This is a genomic window from Ensifer sp. 4252 (assembly GCF_050434565.1).
GTDB lineage: Bacteria > Pseudomonadota > Alphaproteobacteria > Rhizobiales > Rhizobiaceae > Ensifer.
Genome location: NZ_JBNDIU010000021.1, coordinates 93479 through 113828 on the forward strand (window position 1 = coordinate 93479; position 20350 = coordinate 113828).

The 20350-nt window shown below is 59.0% G+C and carries 17 protein-coding genes and 3 pseudogenes; 7 read left to right on the top strand and 13 right to left on the bottom strand.

Going from position 1 to position 20350, the window contains the following annotated elements; translation table 11 throughout:
- Window positions 1–554: 554 nt before the first annotated feature.
- On the top strand, window positions 555–749 hold the full coding sequence (locus ABIE33_RS28345; RefSeq protein ID WP_429131251.1) for a hypothetical protein: 195 nt from the start codon (window positions 555–557) through the stop codon (window positions 747–749).
- Window positions 750–1124: 375 nt separating this feature from the next.
- On the opposite strand, the pseudogene ABIE33_RS28350 reads toward ABIE33_RS28345, so the two are convergent.
- From ABIE33_RS28350 to ABIE33_RS28360, 3 genes and pseudogenes are all read right to left on the bottom strand, one after another.
- Window positions 1125–1274 (bottom strand): annotated as a pseudogene (locus ABIE33_RS28350) (LysR family transcriptional regulator); the annotation flags it as partial.
- Window positions 1275–1807: 533 nt separating this feature from the next.
- Window positions 1808–2113 carry a DUF1236 domain-containing protein gene (locus tag ABIE33_RS28355; RefSeq protein ID WP_429131253.1) on the bottom strand — a complete coding sequence of 102 codons (306 nt, stop codon included), beginning with the start codon at window positions 2111–2113 and terminating at the stop codon, window positions 1808–1810.
- A 645-nt stretch (window positions 2114–2758) separates the two neighbouring features.
- Complete coding sequence (locus ABIE33_RS28360; protein WP_429131255.1) at window positions 2759–2965, bottom strand: hypothetical protein; 207 nt, start codon at window positions 2963–2965, stop codon at window positions 2759–2761.
- A gap of 277 nt (window positions 2966–3242) precedes the next feature.
- Between ABIE33_RS28360 and ABIE33_RS28365 the strand changes: the two genes are divergently transcribed.
- On the top strand, window positions 3243–3680 hold the full coding sequence (locus tag ABIE33_RS28365) for a hypothetical protein (protein ID WP_429131257.1): 438 nt from the start codon (window positions 3243–3245) through the stop codon (window positions 3678–3680).
- 1039 nt (window positions 3681–4719) lie between these two features.
- On the opposite strand, the gene ABIE33_RS28370 is transcribed toward ABIE33_RS28365, so the two are convergent.
- Window positions 4720–5280 (bottom strand): GNAT family N-acetyltransferase, encoded by a 561-nt coding sequence (locus ABIE33_RS28370; protein WP_429131259.1) that lies wholly within the window; start codon window positions 5278–5280, stop codon window positions 4720–4722.
- Between the two features lie 459 nt (window positions 5281–5739).
- On the opposite strand from ABIE33_RS28370, the pseudogene ABIE33_RS28375 reads away from it, so the two are divergent.
- Window positions 5740–6679: pseudogene (locus ABIE33_RS28375) on the top strand (arginase family protein).
- A gap of 73 nt (window positions 6680–6752) precedes the next feature.
- Here ABIE33_RS28375 and ABIE33_RS28380 read toward each other — a convergent pair.
- Window positions 6753–7018, bottom strand: a pseudogene (locus ABIE33_RS28380) (type II toxin-antitoxin system RelE/ParE family toxin).
- The gene (locus ABIE33_RS28385; protein WP_429131261.1) at window positions 7015–7311 is read right to left on the bottom strand and encodes a type II toxin-antitoxin system RelB/DinJ family antitoxin; all 297 of its coding nucleotides are present in this window, start codon (window positions 7309–7311) and stop codon (window positions 7015–7017) included. Before ABIE33_RS28385 ends, ABIE33_RS28380 begins: the two are co-directional and overlap by 4 nt.
- Window positions 7312–7561: 250 nt before the next feature.
- Between ABIE33_RS28385 and ABIE33_RS28390 the strand changes: the two genes are divergently transcribed.
- From ABIE33_RS28390 to ABIE33_RS28405, 4 genes are all read left to right on the top strand, one after another.
- Window positions 7562–8620 (top strand): helix-turn-helix domain-containing protein, encoded by a 1059-nt coding sequence (locus ABIE33_RS28390; protein ID WP_429131263.1) that lies wholly within the window; start codon window positions 7562–7564, stop codon window positions 8618–8620.
- Window positions 8621–9030: 410 nt separating this feature from the next.
- Complete coding sequence (locus ABIE33_RS28395; RefSeq protein WP_429131264.1) at window positions 9031–10092, top strand: helix-turn-helix domain-containing protein; 1062 nt, start codon at window positions 9031–9033, stop codon at window positions 10090–10092.
- Window positions 10093–10349: 257 nt separating this feature from the next.
- Window positions 10350–11480 (top strand): efflux RND transporter periplasmic adaptor subunit, encoded by a 1131-nt coding sequence (locus ABIE33_RS28400; protein WP_429131266.1) that lies wholly within the window; start codon window positions 10350–10352, stop codon window positions 11478–11480.
- A complete protein-coding gene (locus ABIE33_RS28405; protein WP_429131268.1) occupies window positions 11477–14623 on the top strand; it encodes an efflux RND transporter permease subunit in 3147 nt (1048 codons plus the stop codon). The genes ABIE33_RS28400 and ABIE33_RS28405 overlap by 4 nt, the downstream gene beginning before the upstream one ends.
- 34 nt (window positions 14624–14657) lie before the next feature.
- Here the strand turns inward: ABIE33_RS28405 and ABIE33_RS28410 are convergent, their stop codons facing one another.
- The 7 genes from ABIE33_RS28410 to ABIE33_RS28440 form a co-directional block, all read right to left on the bottom strand.
- The gene (locus ABIE33_RS28410; protein ID WP_429131270.1) at window positions 14658–15695 is read right to left on the bottom strand and encodes an urea transporter; all 1038 of its coding nucleotides are present in this window, start codon (window positions 15693–15695) and stop codon (window positions 14658–14660) included.
- 98 nt (window positions 15696–15793) lie between these two features.
- Window positions 15794–17497, bottom strand: coding sequence for an urease subunit alpha (ureC, locus tag ABIE33_RS28415; RefSeq protein ID WP_429131271.1), 1704 nt, complete (start codon window positions 17495–17497; stop codon window positions 15794–15796).
- Between the two features lie 9 nt (window positions 17498–17506).
- The gene (locus ABIE33_RS28420; RefSeq protein ID WP_429131273.1) at window positions 17507–17812 is read right to left on the bottom strand and encodes an urease subunit beta; all 306 of its coding nucleotides are present in this window, start codon (window positions 17810–17812) and stop codon (window positions 17507–17509) included.
- A gap of 10 nt (window positions 17813–17822) precedes the next feature.
- Window positions 17823–18125, bottom strand: coding sequence for an urease subunit gamma (gene ureA / locus ABIE33_RS28425; protein ID WP_429131275.1), 303 nt, complete (start codon window positions 18123–18125; stop codon window positions 17823–17825).
- Between the two features lie 23 nt (window positions 18126–18148).
- Window positions 18149–18973: an urease accessory protein UreD gene (locus ABIE33_RS28430; protein WP_429131277.1), complete on the bottom strand. Its 825-nt coding sequence runs from the start codon at window positions 18971–18973 to the stop codon at window positions 18149–18151.
- 40 nt (window positions 18974–19013) lie between these two features.
- Window positions 19014–19586, bottom strand: a complete 573-nt coding sequence (locus ABIE33_RS28435; protein WP_429131279.1) for a YqhA family protein — start codon at window positions 19584–19586, stop codon at window positions 19014–19016.
- Window positions 19587–19650: 64 nt separating this feature from the next.
- On the bottom strand, window positions 19651–20265 hold the full coding sequence (locus ABIE33_RS28440) for an urease accessory protein UreF (RefSeq protein WP_429131281.1): 615 nt from the start codon (window positions 20263–20265) through the stop codon (window positions 19651–19653).
- Window positions 20266–20350: the final 85 nt, after the last annotated feature.

The following is a 20350-nucleotide window of genomic DNA, read 5'->3' on the forward strand; positions in this document are numbered from 1 at the left end:
AGTGGTCACGGAGACGCACCTTCTCTGACGATCATTTGTCCGATTTTTTTGGGGGCGGGCGTTGCGCGTTACCAAACGGCGATACAGCGCCTGCTGCGGGAAATGCGCGCGCCATTTTCCACATCGGAGAAAGTGGCGCGGCGAAACACGCGCGCGATGCTCGCGATAGCAAACCAAATGCACTTCATCGCTTCAATGCCGCCCGAAGATCGCAACAAAGCCCGCTACGCGCTAGTCGGAGACTTCTGCGACGCTATCGCAGAGTGCATTCGTTCTACAACGGCATCGAGGATCCGAACCAGATCTAGTTGCGTTGTTGCGAACAACCATTTAACGCCCCCGCAACGGACGACGAAGGTCAGGCGCGGGTACCGGCCTTGTTGCGGGGCGCCTGACAACGCTGGTGCTCAACCCTCGTGGCGCATTCCGGACAATGTTCCGCGTCACCGGCTGTTGATCGGCCGAAACCCACAGCTGTGCAGCGGCAGGAAAGCGCGTAATGGGAAGTGGTCTTATATTCGATAGTGGAAATATACTAAGCGCCCTAAGTCCTGATGCAAGAGGTCGAGAACGTGGACAAGCAAGGCATCAAAGCCACCCGTAAGGGCAAGAACGCACCAGCCGAGCTGCAGGACATTGCAGTGAAACTTGCGGCTCTCGCTCAACAGATCAAATCAATCGCGGCAGCCCCGCTTGGCGAAGCGGTAGCCGAACACGCCGAAGTCCCTCCGACGGTCGCTCTCGAATAGCGCGGAAACGCGTGCCAGATCGCTACTCTGAGGTCCCGGTCAGCTTTCTCGAATCCCAATGGCCTGGAAATCATCCCTAAATCACTCGTTTGTGGGATGGAAACGATATTCGATCCGCCGACGAGGGACACTCGGATATCCCGCGCCCACCATCAGTCGATTAGGCAGCGCCTCGGTCAGCTTCGCCGTCATTGCGGCTATCCTTGACGGAATTCGGCTGCAGCCCATGCAGGAAGGTGACCGGAATGGTGGCTTGACCGAAACCTCGTTTCGGAGGATCAGCATCCAACGACCAACGGCCGGTATCCGGGAGGCCTGGGCACGCAAGCCGCTCCGCTGATCGAGGGTTCGCACGGAGGCAGTCCGCATTCAACTTCACCTGCCCTGCCTGACCAGCGACCGCGCGATAACGATGATGTCGTCGCGCGCGGCCGTCGGATCGTCCTTGGACCAGGCGACATCGAGCCCGATCCTGAAATCGACGCCCCTCACCTTCCTCAGCTCGAAATTGCGGTTGGGCAGATCCAGCCGCGCCAGCGCGGCTGGTTGCTCACAACCATGGCCTCGCGATTGGACGACCTCTTTGAGTGCTACGCACTTGCATCATCGGCACTAGATAATTTTCAACGTGAACTTCCCCGTCGGGAGGCGCTGATCGACGAATGCGAGGAAATCTGCCGCAGGCGGATGTAGTCGAACTGCGTCCCCTGCTAGAGGCGCGATGGCTTCAACTAAGCTAGTAGCGCAACGTCCGGTTTGGAGCTTCCTCGCGTTGAACTGGCATGAACAAGAAGGAAACCAGACATGAAGCTTCCAACCCTCGCCGCTTGCAACTACGGCCTTAGCCGGAGACGTGTTAGCGGATTCTTGGAAGGATGAAAGCGGTCATGAGCGCTGGTCTCCGGAGCGCCGCTGACGGACCGCGTTATGAGCAGAGAGCCTATAAGAAAAGAATATCGTCGCGGCGCAAAAGCAGGAGATCTGATCTTCAACGTCGACGATCAAAGACCGTAAAGGCTGCCCCCTCCCCGCAGGGGAAGGGGCACCGTCTACCAGGGCTAGTCGATAACCCGAACGACCTTGCGGGTGCCCGGGTCCACCAGCACCGTGCGGTTGTCAACGACGACGTATCGGTAGGTGATGTCCGGCGCATCAATGGCGTGCAGTTCCACCTTTTCGGGAACCGTCGACCCAACATTGAGCTCCACTCCGGGAAGATTGATGGAAGCAATTGGCTTCTTCTTCACGTATTCGCGGACGACCGTTTCCTGTTCCGGGGTGACAATGACTGTCTGAGCCACGGCAATACTCGAAGCGCCGAGCAGAAGCAGTCCTGTGACGGCCGAGCTGACAAATTTCTTCATTTTCTTCTCCAGGCTGGTTGTTGTGCTCCCACTCTCAATGCGGGAACTTCTTACCAACGCCGCTGGGCTATTGCCGTTCCGATGGCCAGACTTCAGTCGCATGGGTTTCGACCTTAGTCTGGCGGGGCTTTCAGACAATAGTCGGGGAAGTGCGTGTACCGAGCCTGCCACTTCGACACACTTGAATCCTTAAATTAGCAAAGCCTCGCAGAATGCAAAGTCGGCAGGAGGACATGCCATGTCGAAGATTCCCGCGCCGACACTTCCGGAAGGTCACCCAGACCGCGTCCTCCTTGGCCAGGAGGCGTTGGAGGCCGAGTTCCTGTCGCTTTCCGATCGAGCGCAACGGGCCGGTTGAGCTTGCAGACGGCTATTTCCTCGCGAATGCCGATTTCAAAATGTTGGAACTTGGTGGGGGCCTTGTCCGTCTCGCGAGAAGGCTGCACCAGGGAGTCGTTGACGGCACACATTGTCACGGCCGCTGCATTGTACCCTAATGGAAAAATATCTGCCATTTCGTCCCGTCATGCTTCCAGATTGAACTTCGCAAAGCGGATCGTTCGGACCCGTCGGGATATGTGAGATGCTCTCGTACGTCAAAAGCACCGCATTCTGCGAAATAGGCGCTAGAGCATAGTTGGACGTTCAGAGAATGCTGTGGGTGTCATTCTCCTCCTGACTTAAAAGATCGATCACCTCTGGTCGACGATACACTCTGCCCAATGCTCCGAACTCGACGAACTCTTTCGCAAGCAATGCTTCGACCGCTAACTTCGAATGCCTAACCGATGGTCGGTGCAGTGCTTCTTCGAGAAACTGGATTTCGGCGAGGTCGTGATCATGGCTCGGCAACAGTGGTCACTCCAGTGGCATGTTGGCACTGATTTAGTCACGTCACCTTGCCGCATGCAACGAATGCAGAGCTTGAGGCACGCGATCCCAAAAAATCGCCGAGCAACGTCGATGCGGCGGCCACGCTACGGCTACGCGCAAGCGAAATCCGCGCCATGCGTAAGATATCGGGCCGAACCCGAGGCGCTTCTTACCTCGCATGGGTGACTGGACTTGGGCATTTGGGCGGTTCACACTTCTGTCGTGGTCTGAGCATCAATCGTCAATGGAGGGCGACATGAAGCACCATGAATTCGATCAACTGCAGAGTTTTGCCAGAATCGACCAGGACTTTCCTCATCAAGTCATGCCGCGCCACAAGCGTCTCCAACGTTGGGTGGAACTCCTCGAAGCGGACCCGCAGCGAATCCTTTCGACGCTACGGGAAACTGAATTTCAGCCGCAAGCTGTGCGCGCCGCCTTGCGCTGCGACAACTCGGCGATCTCGGTCGCCTTCAACGACCCGGTCCTTCGCGCAGCCGGGCTGGAAAACGACACGTATGGAGAAGCAAAACGGTTTTTCGAGCTCTCGCACGCTCAATTGCACAAAATCGTCTGCTACTGTCATTTCGGCACGACAGTCAGTGCGGAAAAGACTGCCCGCTACATCCGGGCAAGATATGTTGACCGGTCGGATGGCTTATTGAACTGGCTGCGGGCGATGATCGTTGGATGATACCGACGAGGGTCGCGGAGCTCGCCGTATGACGGCGAAATAACCATGAAACTGAGAGCCAATGCTGAGCTCGCCGATGTCTATCGGCGGTCGCATCAAGCTGTCGGATGCCATCGCGACATAGCGCCGTGTCATCGGGCCAACAACGGATGTCAAGAAAACTGGCGCCCACCTAACGGCGCTTCTGCACCCGTGGATTTCGGGATTATCAGAGCTGTTCGTAGATTGTCCAGATCCCGCCCCAGCCCCGGATCCGACGACGGCTGACAGGAAAACCGAAATAGCAAGACTTGGCGGCGCTTCTTAGCGGGGTTCCGCTCGATATATTGTTCGATCAACGAAGAACAAACCAAGAATAGTCAACCTTTATTGTTTGTGGCGGCCCGAAATACGGAACACGCGCGTGCTCGCAACACGAGACACCCTCTATTCCTCCCGCATTGTCCTCGCGGTTTGATCGGCAAGCGGGTTGACGAGATACGACAGTGCCGTGCGCTCGCCTGTCTGGATAGCCAAGCTTGGCCGTTTGTCGATTGTCCGGCACCCGCGAAATCGCCATTTAAGACGTCGGTGACGAAATTGGCGGCATTGTCTGCACTTGTGCCGCGGTACGAGATAACGGTAAGGCGGTCCCAGTTGTACGAGATCGCATAAAAGCCCGCATCAATATCGAGCCGCTGCCCGTTTTCGAGTAGAATGGAGGAATCGTCACCTGTCGTCGCCGTGCCGATGCGATTGCCGGTGATTTGGACGCCTGCCATATCCCCGATTATAGGAATCCATAGACAAAATTGCAGTGAACAACTGCCGCGAAAGGGACATCCACTTAATCTCCTGTCACAAAATCGTCTCGAGTAACGTTGAATGCGAACGGTCGCTGACCAAATGGTCCGCTTTTCAAAGATCGCGACTAAGCGGCTATGCGTGCCCACATCTCGCTCCTCAAAGCTACGTCGTCCGACTTTCTAAAAGCGAACATCGCCTATAACCCGACTAGGCGCCCACCGGCCGTCTTCGCCACGCGCTCGGCGCCAGAAGGTCAACGCGGCCGCCGCAGCATCGGGACGAGCGTCGGCGACGAACCGACCTGGATCGCGCCGAGCGGTTCGAAGCCGTAGCGTCGGTAGAACGGAATGTTGCGCGGGTTCGAGGATTCCAAATAGGCTGGCGCGTGATCGTGGTCGCACCGTGCGAGTGCGTACGCCATCAAGGCGTCGCCGTGACCTTCGCCTTGATGCGCCGGGTCGACGCCGATCAGCGGCAGGTACCAATGTGGTTCGGTCGGGTGATACGTGGCCATCTCCTCGAATATGGCCGTGGTTTCGGGGGCAATAGAGCGCGCAACCGTGCTGTCGATCACCGCACCAAGCTCTTCCTCGTCGGAATGTACTCCGGGCGATAGCCACAGCGCCGTCCCAGCGTAGCCGTCGGTGCAAAAGGCGCTTCCGTCAGAGAATGCGCTGCTCCCGAAGGCCCGAATCATTCGCGGCATGGCCGCAAGGTACTGGTGTGCATGCGGCCATGTCCATCGCGCCATCGGATCCGCGGCAAACGCCAGCACGACCGTTTCCACCGCCAGATCTTCCTCGGCCGCGGCCATAACTCTCACTGTTGGTGATTTCACACTGCCCTCCTGACGTAGGTGGTCCGACGTGGCGCCCGAGCCCGTTCAGCTACGCATCGTAACCCGGATGGCGTGGAGCGATGCCGATTGCTGCTGAATCAGCAGTTCCGGATTCGCTCCGTTCCATTCTGGCCTCCGGACATGGACATTCAAACATACTACCTCAGATGGAGCTGGCGTCGACCCGGGTGTTTGCATGTCCGCTTTCAGGAGCCGAGAGAAGTCGTTGGAATGCCTCTTCAAGGTCGATACGGTGCTTCTCATCGATTAATCCCGTAAGCTGCCCGTCAGCTTTGCTTTAGTTCCGGACCAAGGACAGTCGGCTTTGAGGGAACAATCACCAGAAGCTGCCGTTAGAGGGACAAAGCTGGAGCGGGGGTCGTTGTGATCCACCATGTCTCGTACTCCGCAATACAGTCGCTAACGGAAGCGCCGATGCCGTCCCTTCCCTATGCAATTCTCGAAGCCCCTTCCACGTTGGGTCTGGCGACGGGCGGGGTGGAGAACTTGCCCGACAAACTCCTGGATCTCGGTCTTGCGGAGCGCATCCATGCGCGCCGCGTCGCGCGGCTGGCGGTGCCCCCCAAGGACCCGACGCCCGATCCCGAGACTGGCACCCTGAATGCCAGGGCAATTGCGGCGTGGTCGCCCAATCTGGCCGACGCGGTGGAAGCGATGCTGGACGCCGGCGAGTTTCCGGTAGTGCTGGGCGGCGATTGCACGATCGTGCTCGGCTCGATGCTCGCATTTCGACGGCGCGGCCGCTATGGCCTGTTCTTCATCGACGGAAACGCCGACTTTTTCCAGCCCGAGGCGGAACCCAACGGTGAGGGTGCCTCTGTGGACCTCGCCCTGCCACAGGCTATGCCCGTCATACCTGACCGACATTGAAGGTCGCGGTCCTCTGGTCCGTCCCGAAGACGCTGTCGCGTTCGCGTATCGCGATCATAAGGACCAGGAGGAGTTCGGAAGCCAGCCGCTCCCCAAAGAACTCAAGGCGATTGACCTTCCCGCCGTGCGAGCGATGGGCATCGAGGCCGCCGCGCGCGAAGCGGTCGACCACCTGACGCGAGAGGAACTGGACGGCTTCTTCATCCATCTCGACGCCGATTGCCTCGACGACGTCATCATGCCGGCTGTCGATTTCCGCGTGCCGGGCGGCTTATCCTGGGACGAGCTAGGGGCCACGCTTCGGGTTGCCATGGCGAGCGGCAAGGCAGTCGGCATCGAGATCACCATCTACAAACCGCGCCTTGATGAGGACGGTCGCGCCGGGCGCGGCCTGGCCGACGTACTGGCTGTGGCGCTGGGCCTCAACACGGCGCGCAACGTCTGCATCCCACGCGTAACTGGGCGCACACGTGCCGTCGGATAGTGCACTTTCTTCTCCTATCCCTCGCCGTGGAGAGAATCGAACCGCAGACAAGAGCCATGCGCCGGTGGTGCTATTACTCGTCCCCAAACGCGAAGGGCCAAATCTGAGCTCCATGCAAGATACGAAGAATGCGGATGCGATCCGCCATCAGTATGTACGCCGCGAACGCGCGTTCCCTCAACGCGCCCAGGCCTGCCGCTTTCGGGGAAATCTAGGAGGCGCCGAACGGCGCGCGATTTCCTCGTCGACGTGAACCGCCGCATTCGGGTTCTCACTTTCGATGTCGCTGAAGATGGCATCGCGATCGTCAAGCGCATACTGCGCCCAGACAAGCCTCATCGGTCGCCCGCTCCTGCTTTACGCGCAGCCGCCATCCGGCGCTCGCGGAAGCGAGCTTCAGCGTCGGCATCCTCGGAGTCGGGTCGCGTGTTCTCAAGAGCCTGCAACACCTTGGCCCGAAACCAGGCGTCGTGAGCCTCAGTGCTACCGACCAATTCCAGTGGAAGCGAGCCTTCCTTCGCCGTCCGAGTTAAGAGGATTCGCACGGCATCCGAAACCGTTAGACCCATGCTCTGCAGGACTGCAGTAGCACGGTCCCAATCGACGACATCAACCTTCTGGTCCAGATACAACGCGAACGAACGGCTGAGAGGGACAGTGGAGCTACCGTCCCCATGTTGAGAAAGCTATACTTAAAGGACTTTACGTTCCACATCATCCGTTCATGGACTCGGACACTGCTAATGATGAACGTCCGCGGTCAATTCCAGTATAAAAGTAGTATTGCATTCTCGATGCGCCTGGGATTTTATATCAGTTTCACCGCTCAGACGGATATTCGCGCGACTTCATGCTTGCTTACTTTGATTTGAAGGAGCCATCATGGATGCAACGGTAGAACGGGGCCCGAAGCCCGGCGATCCTTTCCTGAACGAGCCGCTAAAGTGCGTGGTCGAATGTGATACGGCTTACGCATCCGCAGATAAGCGCTTCGAATTTTTTCGCAGCTGGCATTCCGATATCGTCGATGTGGGCCTTCGGTGCGGCGAGACCCGCACCTTCAAGGCGCGGGAGAAGATCTGGCAACTTGGCGACTGTGCGCTTGCGGTTATCGAGTCGTCCCCCGACCATCTTCTGCATTGGGAGCATAAGAAAAAACCGGTCGTCGACCACTGGCTCGTGACCGTGAAGTCCGCTCCCGTAGCGGCCGACGGCACACGTCGGCGAAAGCTCCGTATAAAGAATCTGTTAGTGCGAGATATGTGCGAAACCGAAGGGGCCATCATCGCACTTTTCCTCCCTCATAGTGCTGTTACAGCTCCTCTTTATCCTGAGATAGCAGACGGTGCGGCCGACTTTCTCGCGGACTATCTGGCCCTGCTTCACAGCAATCTCCCCCATCTCCAGCAAGGCAATGTTTCCGGCGTCGTTGCAGCAATCACATACATGGTCGCTGCGACCCTTGTCCCTTGCCGAGAAAAACTGGCGGAGGCCCAGGCCCCTATCGACGCCGTGATCACGACACGCACCGTTCGCGCCATCGAAGCCAGGCTTGCCGACCCGTACTTGACCCCGGATCACCTCTGTCGAAGTGTCGGAGTTTCCCGATCCCGCCTCTATCGGATCTTTGAGCCAGCTGGCGGGATCTCCAATTACATCCGCCGACGACGCCTGCTGGAGACGCGCCGCGCGCTTGCGAACAGCACCGATGGACGCTCGGTCTCCACCATTGCCGAGAGCATGGGGTTTATGGATCCATCGACCTACAGCCGCATGTTCAAACGCGAGTTTGGCTTGTCCCCAAAAGAGGCACGAGCTCTTGGATGGCAAGGAGTGCAGCAACCGCACTGGCTCAGTATCGACCAGCCCGCTGACGTCGCCAGCACATTCAACACCCTCCTGATCAACAATTCGCTGGGATTGTCCATGAATACCACCTAGGGGAGTATGTTGCCGCGCTCGGCGAGCAAGTTCCGAATGTTTTTGTTCTACTACAGACTATCAGGCGCCCTCATGCAGAATTCGATTCTTTGGCAGGTTGAAGTTAACAGTCTAATTCGACCAAACCGCTGTATCGTGACGATCGAAAACCTTTCACGTTTCGGCGTTTGTTGAATTGTGTCCGTGATTCCACAGTAGGTCTCATCAAGCTAACAATTCCGAACGCAACGCGTGCATTCGATACCTCATTGATCCAGAATTTCTGCGTCCTGCAACATTGAGCCCCAGTAATGTCCTGCCCGACAATTTGGACAGGCGAATGCATTCAAACCGCTCGAAGTTCAGCGGTTCGTCCAAGCCAGCACCTGAGCGGGGCGGCTGCCCCGGCGTCCAAACGGTAGGATGGTCCCATGCAGAGCAAAGATGAAACCTCCGTGGAAAGCAACGAACATACCGCTCTGAAGTGCGTCATTGACATCGACACATCGACGGCACCAGCGGCTGAGCAGTTCGATCTTTACAGAAGCTGGCACGCCAACTTGGTCGACATCACGCTTCTACGCGAGAAGTTTAAAGCATTCGCGGCGCGCGAGCGGGTTTGGCAGTTGGGCAATCTCGTCCTGCTGTCGGTGAGCTACCCCGGCACCGGCTATCGACGGCGCTGGAGCAACAAAAAGAATCCGGTCTTCGACCACTGGTGTCTTACCGTCCCGCGCCGGCTCGTCGTTGGAACCGAGGTCGTTGGGAGACTGCGGTGGCGGTGCCTGGCGGTTCCCCATGAAGATGAGAGTGAAGACGACGGTTTCCTTTCGCTTTTGCTGCCACGCGATTTTGCGTTCTCGCAGCCCTTTGATCTTGCCATACGCCCGGAAATGGCCGCCTTCATCGCCGATTACATCCTGCTCCTCCACCGCTCCCTCCCGGACCGGACAGAACGCGACGTCGAATATATCACCACTGCAACAACAAGCCTGCTGGCTGCATGCATCACCCCGTCCCGCAATCAGATTTTCGAAGCGGAAGGGCCGATCGACGCGGTAATCATGGCGCGTGCGAACAAGATCATTGCCGAACAGCTCTCCGACCCCGATCTTTCGCCGGATAAACTATGCCGTGCCCTGAATGTATCCCGATCGCGGCTGTACCGGATTTTCGAACCGGCCGGAGGGATCTCCAGCTATATCCGACGCCAGCGCCTGCTGCGTACCCGAGATATCCTTTCCGACGACATCGACAAGCGGTCGATATCGGCGATTGCGGAGGAATGGGGGTTTATGGATGCATCCGCATTCAGTCGAACGTTCAGACGAGAATTCGGCATGACTCCGAAGGTGGCCCGAGAGATGGGCTGGCGCAGGCTCAAGCACTTGCGCACCGCCCCTGAGCAGGCACCGGTCAACGTGGGGAGCCTGCCCTTGAACGCTCTTCTGATGAAGAACTATCTCGCAGGGCATTTTAACAGCACGTTTTAGAGCAATTTCTCAGATGAACACTCGTGTCTTTCGCACCAGCCGGTGTTTCACCTGAGGGTTGCCCGCGCAATCGACGTCCCTATGCATTTTATCCCTCCTCCATGCACCGCGTCCATTTTTCTGCAAACGGCGGCAAATCACGGGTTTTAAAGGTAATTTTTGCTTTCATGCTAGCGCGAGGCAGAAATAAGCTTCCCGCGGCGGCGGCGCATACGCTGATCAACCCGTCGCATCGTTGACTTTCTGGAGTGGAACGAATGGGAATTGGCGCCAGAATTTCGCGCCTCCTGGTCGCCTCTTTGGCAACGGGATGGCAGCTTCTACCGGTCGCGGCACGTGCCGACGACACGCCGAAAGTTGCGACGATAACCGTCGCCCTCGAAGACGTTTCACCGAAGCATGAATTCGTGGGACGGGTGGAAGCACTCAACGCCGTCGATATCCGTTCCCGCATCGACGGCTTCCTCGATCAACGGCTGTTCGAGGAAGGCTCCTTCGTAGAAAAAGGCCAGGAGTTGTTCCGGATGGATAGCCGGGCTCTGGATATCGCACTTGCAGATGCAAAGGCCTCCCTTGCCCGGGCGGAGACGACCCTGCTCGATGCTGATCGCCAGCTTGCGCGAAACCGGTCCCTCAACCAAACGGTCGCCCGCGCAACGCTCGAACAGAGTGAGACCGCGCGCGATACGGCGGCAGCGAACGTTGTCTCCGCGGAGGCTGGAGTGCGGCAGGCCGAACTCAATCTCAGCTACAGCCACATCCTCTCTCCGCTGAAGGGGCGCATCGGAACTGCTGCGCTTGCGGACGGAAGTGTCGTCAACTCCGCCTCCTTGGCACTGGCGCGCGTTGTGCAGCTAGATCCTATTCGTGTTGTCTTCTCCGTGAGCGATCGCACCCTGCTTGACCTCAGGAATGCCGCAGGAGGAGTGAGCAAGGATGATCTTATCAGACGGTATTCGACCACGCTAATGCTGTCGACAGGCCAGGCCTACGAGCACAAGGCGCCCATCTCGTTCTTGGGAAGCGAAGTCGATGAGCGAACCGGCACCCTTCCTGTTCGATCGCTCTTTCCCAACCCCGATTTCCTGCTGATCCCTGGCCAATTCGTTACGGTTGTCGTCGCCGAAAACGTTCGGATCGACCGCCCCACGATCCCGCTCGGGGCCGTGCAGCAGGACCGGGAAGGCAAATATGTCATGCTGGTCGATAAGGCCAAGAAAGCCGTCCAGCAACGCATCACCGTATCCGGGCAGAGAAATGGAAGCTGGGTCGTCGATAGCGGGCTGGTGGGTGGCGAAAGCCTGATTGTCGAAGGTTTACAGAACATCACGGAGGGGTCCGTCGTCGACGCCGTCGCGGACACATCTCAGACTGCGGTGTCCAAATGAATATCTCCGCACCGTTCATCGATCGCCCTCGCTTCGCAATGGTAATTGCGGTCGTCACTCTCATCGCCGGCGCGATCGCACTCCTGCAAATTCCAGTGGCCCAGTTTCCCCAGATCACGCCGCCGGAAGTCCAGGTCTCCGCCAGCTATCCGGGCGCCAACGCTTCCGTGATAATTGATAGCGTCGGTGCGCCGATAGAAGAACAAGTGAACGGCGTGGAAGGCATGATGTACATGTCGTCATCCAGCTCCGACAACGGCACATACAGCCTGACCGTGACCTTCGAAGCGGGAACCGATCCCGCGATCGCCCAAGTCAATGTCCAAAACCGCGTGGCGCTTGCGACGCCTCGCCTCCCAGCTACGGTGACCCAGGACGGAGTGTCGGTTCGCAGCCGGTCGTCCAGCATGCTGCTCGGCCTGGCGATCTATTCGCCCAAGGGCACCAGGGACGAGGTTTTCATCAGCAACTATGCGTCCGTGAACATCCGTGACGCTATTGCACGCCTTCCCGGTGTTGGCGAAGCCAGCGTGTTCGGGCCGACTTACAGCATGCGCATTTGGATGAACCCGGAGCGGATGGAGGCGCTGAATATCACTGCAGCAGACATCAGCGCCGCGATCCGGGCACAGAATGCCCAGGCCTCGGCCGGCCAAATCGGGTCGCCACCCGCTACGACCGGACAGCAGCTCCAGCTCACCGTAACCGCGCGTGGGCGGATCGCAAGCGAGGCTGAATTCGGCGATATCATCGTGCGGAGCAACCGTGATGGCGGTATCGTGAGGCTTCGCGATATCGCGCGCGTTGAACTTGGCGCGCAATCCTATGACACGGCGTCCACCCTCAACGGCCGTCCGAGTGCGACCATCGTTGTCTATCAATCATCCGACGCCAATGCACTGGCGGTATCGACCGCCGTGCTCGCTGAACTGCGGAGGCTTTCGGCGCAGTTCCCTGAGGATGTCGCCTATACGCTCGTCTTTGACACGACGTCCTTCGTGCGCGAAACCATTCGTGAGATATTCGTGACACTTGCGATTACCTTCGCGCTCGTCGTGGCGGTGGTCTTCGCCTTCCTGCAGGACTGGCGTGCGACCATTATCCCGACCCTGACGATTCCCGTGTCGCTGATCGGTGGTTTTGCCGTTCTCTATGTGCTCGGCTATTCGGCGAATACGATTACGCTCTTCGCCGTTATTTTGGCGATCAGTCTCGTGGTTGATGACGCCATCATCGTCGTGGAAAATGTTCAGCGGCTAATGAGCGAACAGGGCATGGACATCCGTGATGCGACCCTCACCACAATGCAGCAGGTGACAGGACCGATCGTAGCGACGACGATGGTTCTCGCTGCCCTCTTCCTTCCTGTCGCATTTTTGGCCGGCATCACCGGCGAACTCTATCGCCAGTTCGCGGTCACGATCCTCGTGACGATCATCCTGTCGACAATCAATGCCCTGACTTTGAGCCCGGCACTTTGCATACTCATCCTGAGGCCTCAACGAACCCGCAACACGGGAGTCTTCGCCAAGCTGAACAGCAGTCTAGATGGGTCTCGCCGCTTTTATCTGCGACTGTTTACGATCCTCGCGCGGCGTCTCCCGCTTTCCGGCATTCTCCTCATCGCCGTCGTGTTCGGTATCTACGGTTTCTTTCGTGTCTTGCCGACGGGCTTCGTCCCGGCCGAGGATCAGGGATACATGTTCATAAACGTACAGCTCCCGAACGCTGCATCCCAGGAACGGACGCAGCAGACGATAGCGCAAGTCAGTTCTCTGCTTCAGGGAACCCCGGGGATCGCCAATACGATCGGTATTGCCGGCGCCAGCGTCGTTGGCGGCGGCGGCTCGAACAGCGGCATGATCATTTCTGCCCTGGAACCGTGGAGCGAGCGCGGGGCGAACCAAAGCGTTTTCGCCCTGATAGACCACCTACGTCCCAGATTTGCAGCGATCTCGACCGCATCGATCGTGCCCTTCAACCCGCCTGCAATACCGGGGCTCGGCACGACCGGTGGGTTCGACCTCCGCCTTCAGGCTCGGGCAGGACAAAGCCAGCAGGAGCTCGCCGAGGTAATGCGTGATCTTGTCATCCGAGCAAACCACACGCCCGGCCTTGCCGGCGTGTTCAGCACGTTTTCGGCCGACGTCCCCCAACTCTACCTGGACATCGACCGAAAGCGGGCCGAACTCTACGGCGTTTCGCCTGCAGCGATTTTCAGCACGCTACAGGCTCATTTGGGCTCGGCCTATGTCGATGACTTCAACATCTTCTCGCGGGTGTACCAGGTCCGTCTGCAGGACGAGCCGGTCTTTCGCCAGCGAGCCGAGGACATTCAGCGCCTGAGGGTGCAAAGCCAGACCGGCGACCTCGTTCCGCTTCAGAGCATGATTTCGATCTCGACGAACTACGGACCAAGCTCAGTCAGCCGGTACAATCTATTTTCGGCGGCATCGATCAACGGACAGGCAGCGGCAGCCACCAGTTCGGGTCAGGCGCTCGACATCATGGGAGAACTAGCGGCAGAGACAATGCCATCCGGGTTCGGTTTCGAATGGACCGGGCTCGCACTCCAGGAAAAGCAGGCAGGCAATGAGACGATACTCATCCTCATGATGGGGATCATTTTCACATACCTTTTCCTCGTCGCGCAATATGAAAGCTGGAGCGTGCCGATAGCCGTCATGTTGTCGGTCGCCGTCGCGGTCGTAGGCGCTCTTGGCGCTCTCGTTGTCGGCGGGATCGATCTCAACATCTATGCCCAGATCGGCCTGTTGTTGCTGATCGGGCTGGCGGCCAAGAATGCCATCCTGATCGTGGAGTTCGCAAAGGAACGCCGCGAGGAAGGCATGAGCATCATCGAGGCTGCGACCGAAGGTACGTCCCAGCGCTTCCGGCCGGTTCTGATGACGGCCCTTGCATCGATATTGGGCGTCGTGCCTCTGGTGATCGCTTCCGGCGCTGGAGCAGGTAGCCGCCAGGCCATCGGTTCCACAGTTTTTGGCGGTTTGCTGAGCGGCACTGTGCTTGGACTTGTCGTGATCCCAGTTCTCTACGTGGTGGTCCAGACGGTAAGAGAGGTGCTCAAGCAACGGCTTTTCGGTGTGAAACCCGGCGCCGAACACAAAGTAGTCGCCGAATAGCAGCCCTTCGATCTCCCAGAAGCATCTTGCGCACCTACTGGAGCTTCTCCCCCCCAAGTTTGCCCGTGCGGTTTTCCTCGGGCGCTTCGGGTTCGGGCGGCGACACCGGCACCAGCGCCTTGAATGCCCCCTGCCCCAACAGCATGAGCCAGGTAACGAGAACGAAGGTGGATGTCAGGACAGGCATTCCGATCGGCTTCAGGAAGATGGCGACCGAGGCCCAGAGCCAGCTGGCCACGGCGGCCCCGAAAACGGCATAGAGCACGCTCCTCCATGTCAGAACCAGAAAGACGCCGCCAAGCGCCATCGCGGTCAGGGCGGAATTGTAGCCGAAGAGGCCGTCCCTAACTGCCCCTTCGGGCCCGCCATAAACGGCCGCCACCACGGTGCCCACGATCGCGCCCATGAGCCCCATCGCCGCGCAGATGCGGGAATTCAGGGCAATCGCCAGGAGAATGATGTAGCCAGAGATCCAGTTGTCCTGAAAGAATATCTGGCCGATTGACGTACCTATTCCTTCATACCAAGTCGAAAGAACAAAGGGCACCGTCTCGGAGAACTGTTCCGGTGAGATCGGCTTGGCCATTGGCCCCGCATCGATAGCATCGAACTTCAGGACGGCGAAAAGAAACAACCAACCGACCAACACAAAAGGCATTGTCAGGGGCGCGACCCTATGCGGGGCCAGAACGGCGCCCATGCTGGCAAATGCCATTGTGGTGAACGCGGCGGCGCAGATGAGATAGACGGCCATCGCAAGCGACGGCACGGCGCCAGTGCGGAAATCTTCGCTAGTGAAGGCAATGAGCGCCAGTCCGACCAGCGCTCCGTTAAAGCCATACAATCCGTCCCGTATCATGCCCCTGTCGGCCCTGAGAAAGAGGGCCGTCGCCGTGCTCGAGATCACGCCGAGGATACAGATCGCGGCGTAGATCCAGGAGTTCCAGGCGAGCGCGGCTAGGATCACCAGACCCGAAAGGGAATTGTTCTGAAAGACGACCTGCCCGACGCCGCGCAGGGACCAATCTGCGAACGCCAAGGATGGATGATCCCGAAAACGATCCAGGTGCATTTGATCTCCGCTCCTCACGCACGTTTCAGAACGAACACGTATGCCCAGCGACGATCGATGATTGCCGGATGCGTTACTGTGCTCGTTCTTTGTTGCTCCTAGAAAAGGAAGTAGCGCTGCGACATCGGCAGAACGTCCGCCGGTTCGCAGGTGATTGTGTCTCCGTCGACGCGCACATTGTAGTTCTGGGGATCGACTTCCAGTTTCGGCGTGCGGCTGTTATGCACCATGTCCTTCTTGCGTACCGTGCGGGTGCCCTTGATGGCGACAAGCTGCTTGGCCAGCTTCAGCCTGTCGCCGATCCCGTCGTCGAACGCGGCCTGCGACACGAAGGTGACGCCCGTCGAACTGAGCGCCCGTCCCAGCACGCCGTACATCGGGCGATAATGCACCGGCTGTGGTGTCGAGATCGAGGCGTTCGGGTCGCCCATCGGCGCCATCGCGATCATGCCGCCGATCATAACCATCTGCGGCTTGACCCCGAAGAAAGCAGGTTTCCACAGGACAAGGTCCGCGCGCTTGCCCACCTGAACGGAGCCTATTTCATGGGCGAAGCCGTGGGTCAGGGCCGGATTGATGGTGTATTTGGCGACATAACGCTTGACGCGGAAGTTGTCGTTTCGCTCGCTGTCTTCCGGAAGGGGGCCGCGCTGCACTTTCATCTTGTGCGCTGTCTGCCAGCAACGAAGCGTCGTTTCGCCGATGCGGCCCATCGCCTGGGAATCCGACGACATCATCGAGAAGACGCCAAGATCGTGAAGGATGTCCTCCGCGGCAATCGTCTCCCGCCGGATGCGCGACTCGGCGAAGGCGACGTCTTCTGGAATCTGCGGGCTGAGATGGTGGCAAACCATCAGCATGTCGAGGTGCTCGTCGACGGTATTGATCGTATAGGGGCGCGTCGGGTTCGTGGAGGAAGGCAGCACGTTCTCCTCCCCGGCCGCCGTGATGATATCGGGCGCATGGCCGCCGCCGGCGCCTTCCGTGTGGAAACTGTGGATCGTGCGCCCCTTCATGGCCGCGAACGTGTCCCGAACGAAACCGCTCTCATTCAGGGTGTCCGTGTGGATCGCCACCTGGATGTCCATCTCGTCAGCGACGGTGAGGCAGTTGTCGATCGCCGCCGGCGTCGTGCCCCAATCCTCGTGAAGCTTCAGTCCAACGACGCCCGCGCGGATCTGTTCGCGCAATGGATCGGGAAGACTGACATTGCCTTTGCCGAGAAGGCCGACATTGATCGGCAATGCTTCCGCGGCTTCGAGCATCCGGTGGATCGCCCAGGGACCTGCCGTCACGGTCGTCGCGAGTGTGCCGACGGTGGGGCCCATGCCGCCGCCAACAAGGGTAGTCGTTCCGCTTGCGAGAGCCTCTTCGGCCTGTTGAGGCGCGATGAAATGGATATGCGTGTCTATGCCGCCCGCCGTGAGGATCCGGCCCTCTCCGGCAATGACGTCCGTACCTCCGCCGATAATGATCGTCACTTCCGGCTGGATATCCGGATTGCCCGCCTTGCCGATGGCGGAGATACGGCCGTTCTTGATGCCGACATCGGCTTTGATGATGCCCCAGTGGTCAACGATGATGACATTCGTGATGACCACATCGGCGACCTCGGCCGCCGGGCGCTGGCCCTGCCCCATGCCATCGCGAATGACCTTACCGCCACCGAAGGTCACCTCCTCGCCATAGACGGTGCGATCGTCCTCGATCTCGATGACGAGTTCCGTATCGGCCAACCGTATTCTGTCGCCCTTCGTAGGCCCGTAGAGATCGGCATAGGCCTGTCGTGTGATCGTTCCCATCCGAGCCTCCTATAGCTTGCCCATGACCTTGGCGTTGAACCCGTAAACCTCGCGCTTTCCATCGAGCGCCACGAGCTCCACAGTGCGTTCCTGGCCCGGCTCGAAGCGGACGGCCGTTCCTGCCGGAATATTAAGGCGGAAGCCACGCGTGGCTTCGCGGTCGAACAGGAGGGCTTCATTCGTTTCATAGAAGTGATAGTGCGAGCCAACCTGGATGGGCCTGTCGCCGGAATTGGCGACGTCGACTTTGCGCGTCTGCCGCCCAGCATTGAGGTCTATGGAGCCATCCTCGATAAAGTATTCGCCGGGAATCATGATGGCCTCCTCATGGAACGGGGTTGTGGACAGTGATTAGTTTGGTGCCGTCCGGAAAAGTGGCTTCGACCTGGATGTCGTGGAGCATCTCTGGCACACCCTCCATCACATCCTCGCGGGCCAGCAGCGTCGCTCCCCAGGTCATGAGGTCGGCGACCGTTCGGCCTTCGCGGGCGCCTTCCAGCAGTGCTGCCGAAATGTATGCCACGACTTCGGGATAGTTCAGCTTCAGGCCCTTTGCCTTGCGGCGTTCGGCGACCAGGCCCGCGGTAAAAATCAAGAGCTTGTCTTTTTCTCGCCCTAACAGTTCCATGGCATTTTCCTCATTGTTTGGGTTCACGTTGCCCAGATGCGTGGTGCGACGGCCTTCTTCATCAGGCCTCGTTCGCGAAGAACGCTCCACGCCTGGAGAAAAAGTCTCTTGGCTTCCGACATGCGCTGGCCGAGGTAGCGGCAAACGATCACGCGTTCGAGCTGGCTTACCGAGAACACCCCGCGCGCCGCTTCACCCAAATGATCACGGATGTGCTCAACCGTATTTTCGAGCGCCGGGCCCGCGTAGACCATCGTCCCCATGATCGGGTGGCCGGCAAAGATGAACGGTGCGGTCAAAACCTCAGGGGCGTCGGAGAACGCCATCTGCTCGAACCAGATAATTTCGCCACAGCGCGCGATTTCGATGCGCTGGCGAAAGCGCCCGCGCGCGAAGCGCTCGCCCGCGGCCGGGCGACCGAGGCTGATGAGATCCCAGCCGGCATACACAGCGTCATCGCCGAGCATGATGCGCGTGCTGATCGAGGCATCGGCTCCCTCGAAAAGGATCGTTTCCTGAGGCAGATTTTCGCAAGTGCCGCCAGCCCCGACATCGATCAGGGTTCGCTGCACGCTCATGCCGCGTTCGCTGCGATAAAATTTCGTGGCACCGGGCGTGGTGAGAACCACGCGCGACGATGGCGCGAGATGGGAAGCAATGTCGAGTACGTCGCCGCCGGCCACCCCCCCTGGGGGGTGGAGGATATAAACATGGGCGGAGCCGTCGTCTTCTGGATGAAAAGCACGCTGGACAGCAAGCGGCCCACAATGCCGCCGGCGCATCAGTCGCGTCTTCCCGTGGGAATTGGCAAACCACAGTTCAAGCTCGGCGTGCCAGCCATCTGCCATTGGCGAAAATCCTCTCTTCGATCTGTCTTTCCCGGCGGTCTTACTTTTCAAAAGCGCCTTTCGTTCTCGAGATTGACGGCTGCACTCGGGCCAATTGATCAGACTGGCTCCGATCGTCGTCGCTGCGGTTACGACGCACCTCCTCCGACAGATGATGCGAACTCGCGGTTAGTTTCATCGCACCTGCCAGCAGAAGTGCGGATATCGGCAAAACGAGAGCCTCCCATTCCAGGGCCGTCTGCATTTCACCCACCTGTGCTGCGAAATGCACGACGAGGTAGAGGATGATCATCTGGAAGAAGAGGTTCTTCAGCTCGGCAACCGTATCGATGATCATCCACTGCGGCAGCCTCGAGCGTTGCGCCTCGGGAACGTCGAGTGCAAAGCCGAGCGCGATGCCGCAACCGACAACCATCAGTACGATGCCCAGCAGAATCTTGTCCGTCGCGCGCAAGACCGCGACGATTACCGAAACATCGGGGTCGAGCCGCGCCATCCGGAAACTCTGCCACAGCATCAGGACCGCCTCCCAGAACATTAGGAAAGCGCCAAACAGCACGCAGGCCGCGGCAAGGATGAGAATGGACCGGAGGCCGCCAAACAGAGAAACCAAATCACTGCCCTCGTTGCTACTCTAAATAACTGGTCCTGGTTCGCCCATAGCTACGAAAGAGATCCTATGAGCGGAACAGCCGGCTGTACTGCGTCTCGTGCCAAGCGCTGGCCATTGCCATGGCCGGTGCGGCATTGCCGATGTTGTCGTCCTCAATGGTTTCAGCCCTTAGGGCGGCGCGCTCGATGACGCCGGCCGCGTCCATGAGAAGACGCTGACCGGCGGTATGCCCCAATGGCACGAGCCGGATCGCCGCAGACACCTGGCTCTCGATGGCGCTCCACAGCAGCCCTTGGAGCGCATGGGACGCCGTGATGTTCCAATGTGTTGCGGCGATAGCGAATGCTGCCGGGTAGCTCAGTCGCCTGTCGACGAACGATCGAGCTAAGGACACGTCGAGGTCGTTCAGAACCCGCAGCAACGCCTCTCCCATCTGCTTGTCCTCGAGTTCGATTTCCCGGCTCTCACGCGCCGCCGACAGCCACGCGTTGGCGTTCAGGAATGCAACGCGGTCTCCCGCTGCAAGCGCCTGCATCATGCGCCAGAATAGGGCTGCGTCGCAGACAGCGTAGCTGTGCTCTATCAGGCCGAGTATCCAGTCGGATGCGGTGGCTTCGTCACAAACAATCCCATCGTGGACTGCCCATTCGAGGCCCCGGGAGTAGGCGAATGCACCCACTGGCTGACTCGGGCTTACGAGCCTGAGAAGCTGGATGGGCAAGCTGCTGGGTACTTGGTCGCGCGGCACGTTAGTTTCTCCGAAG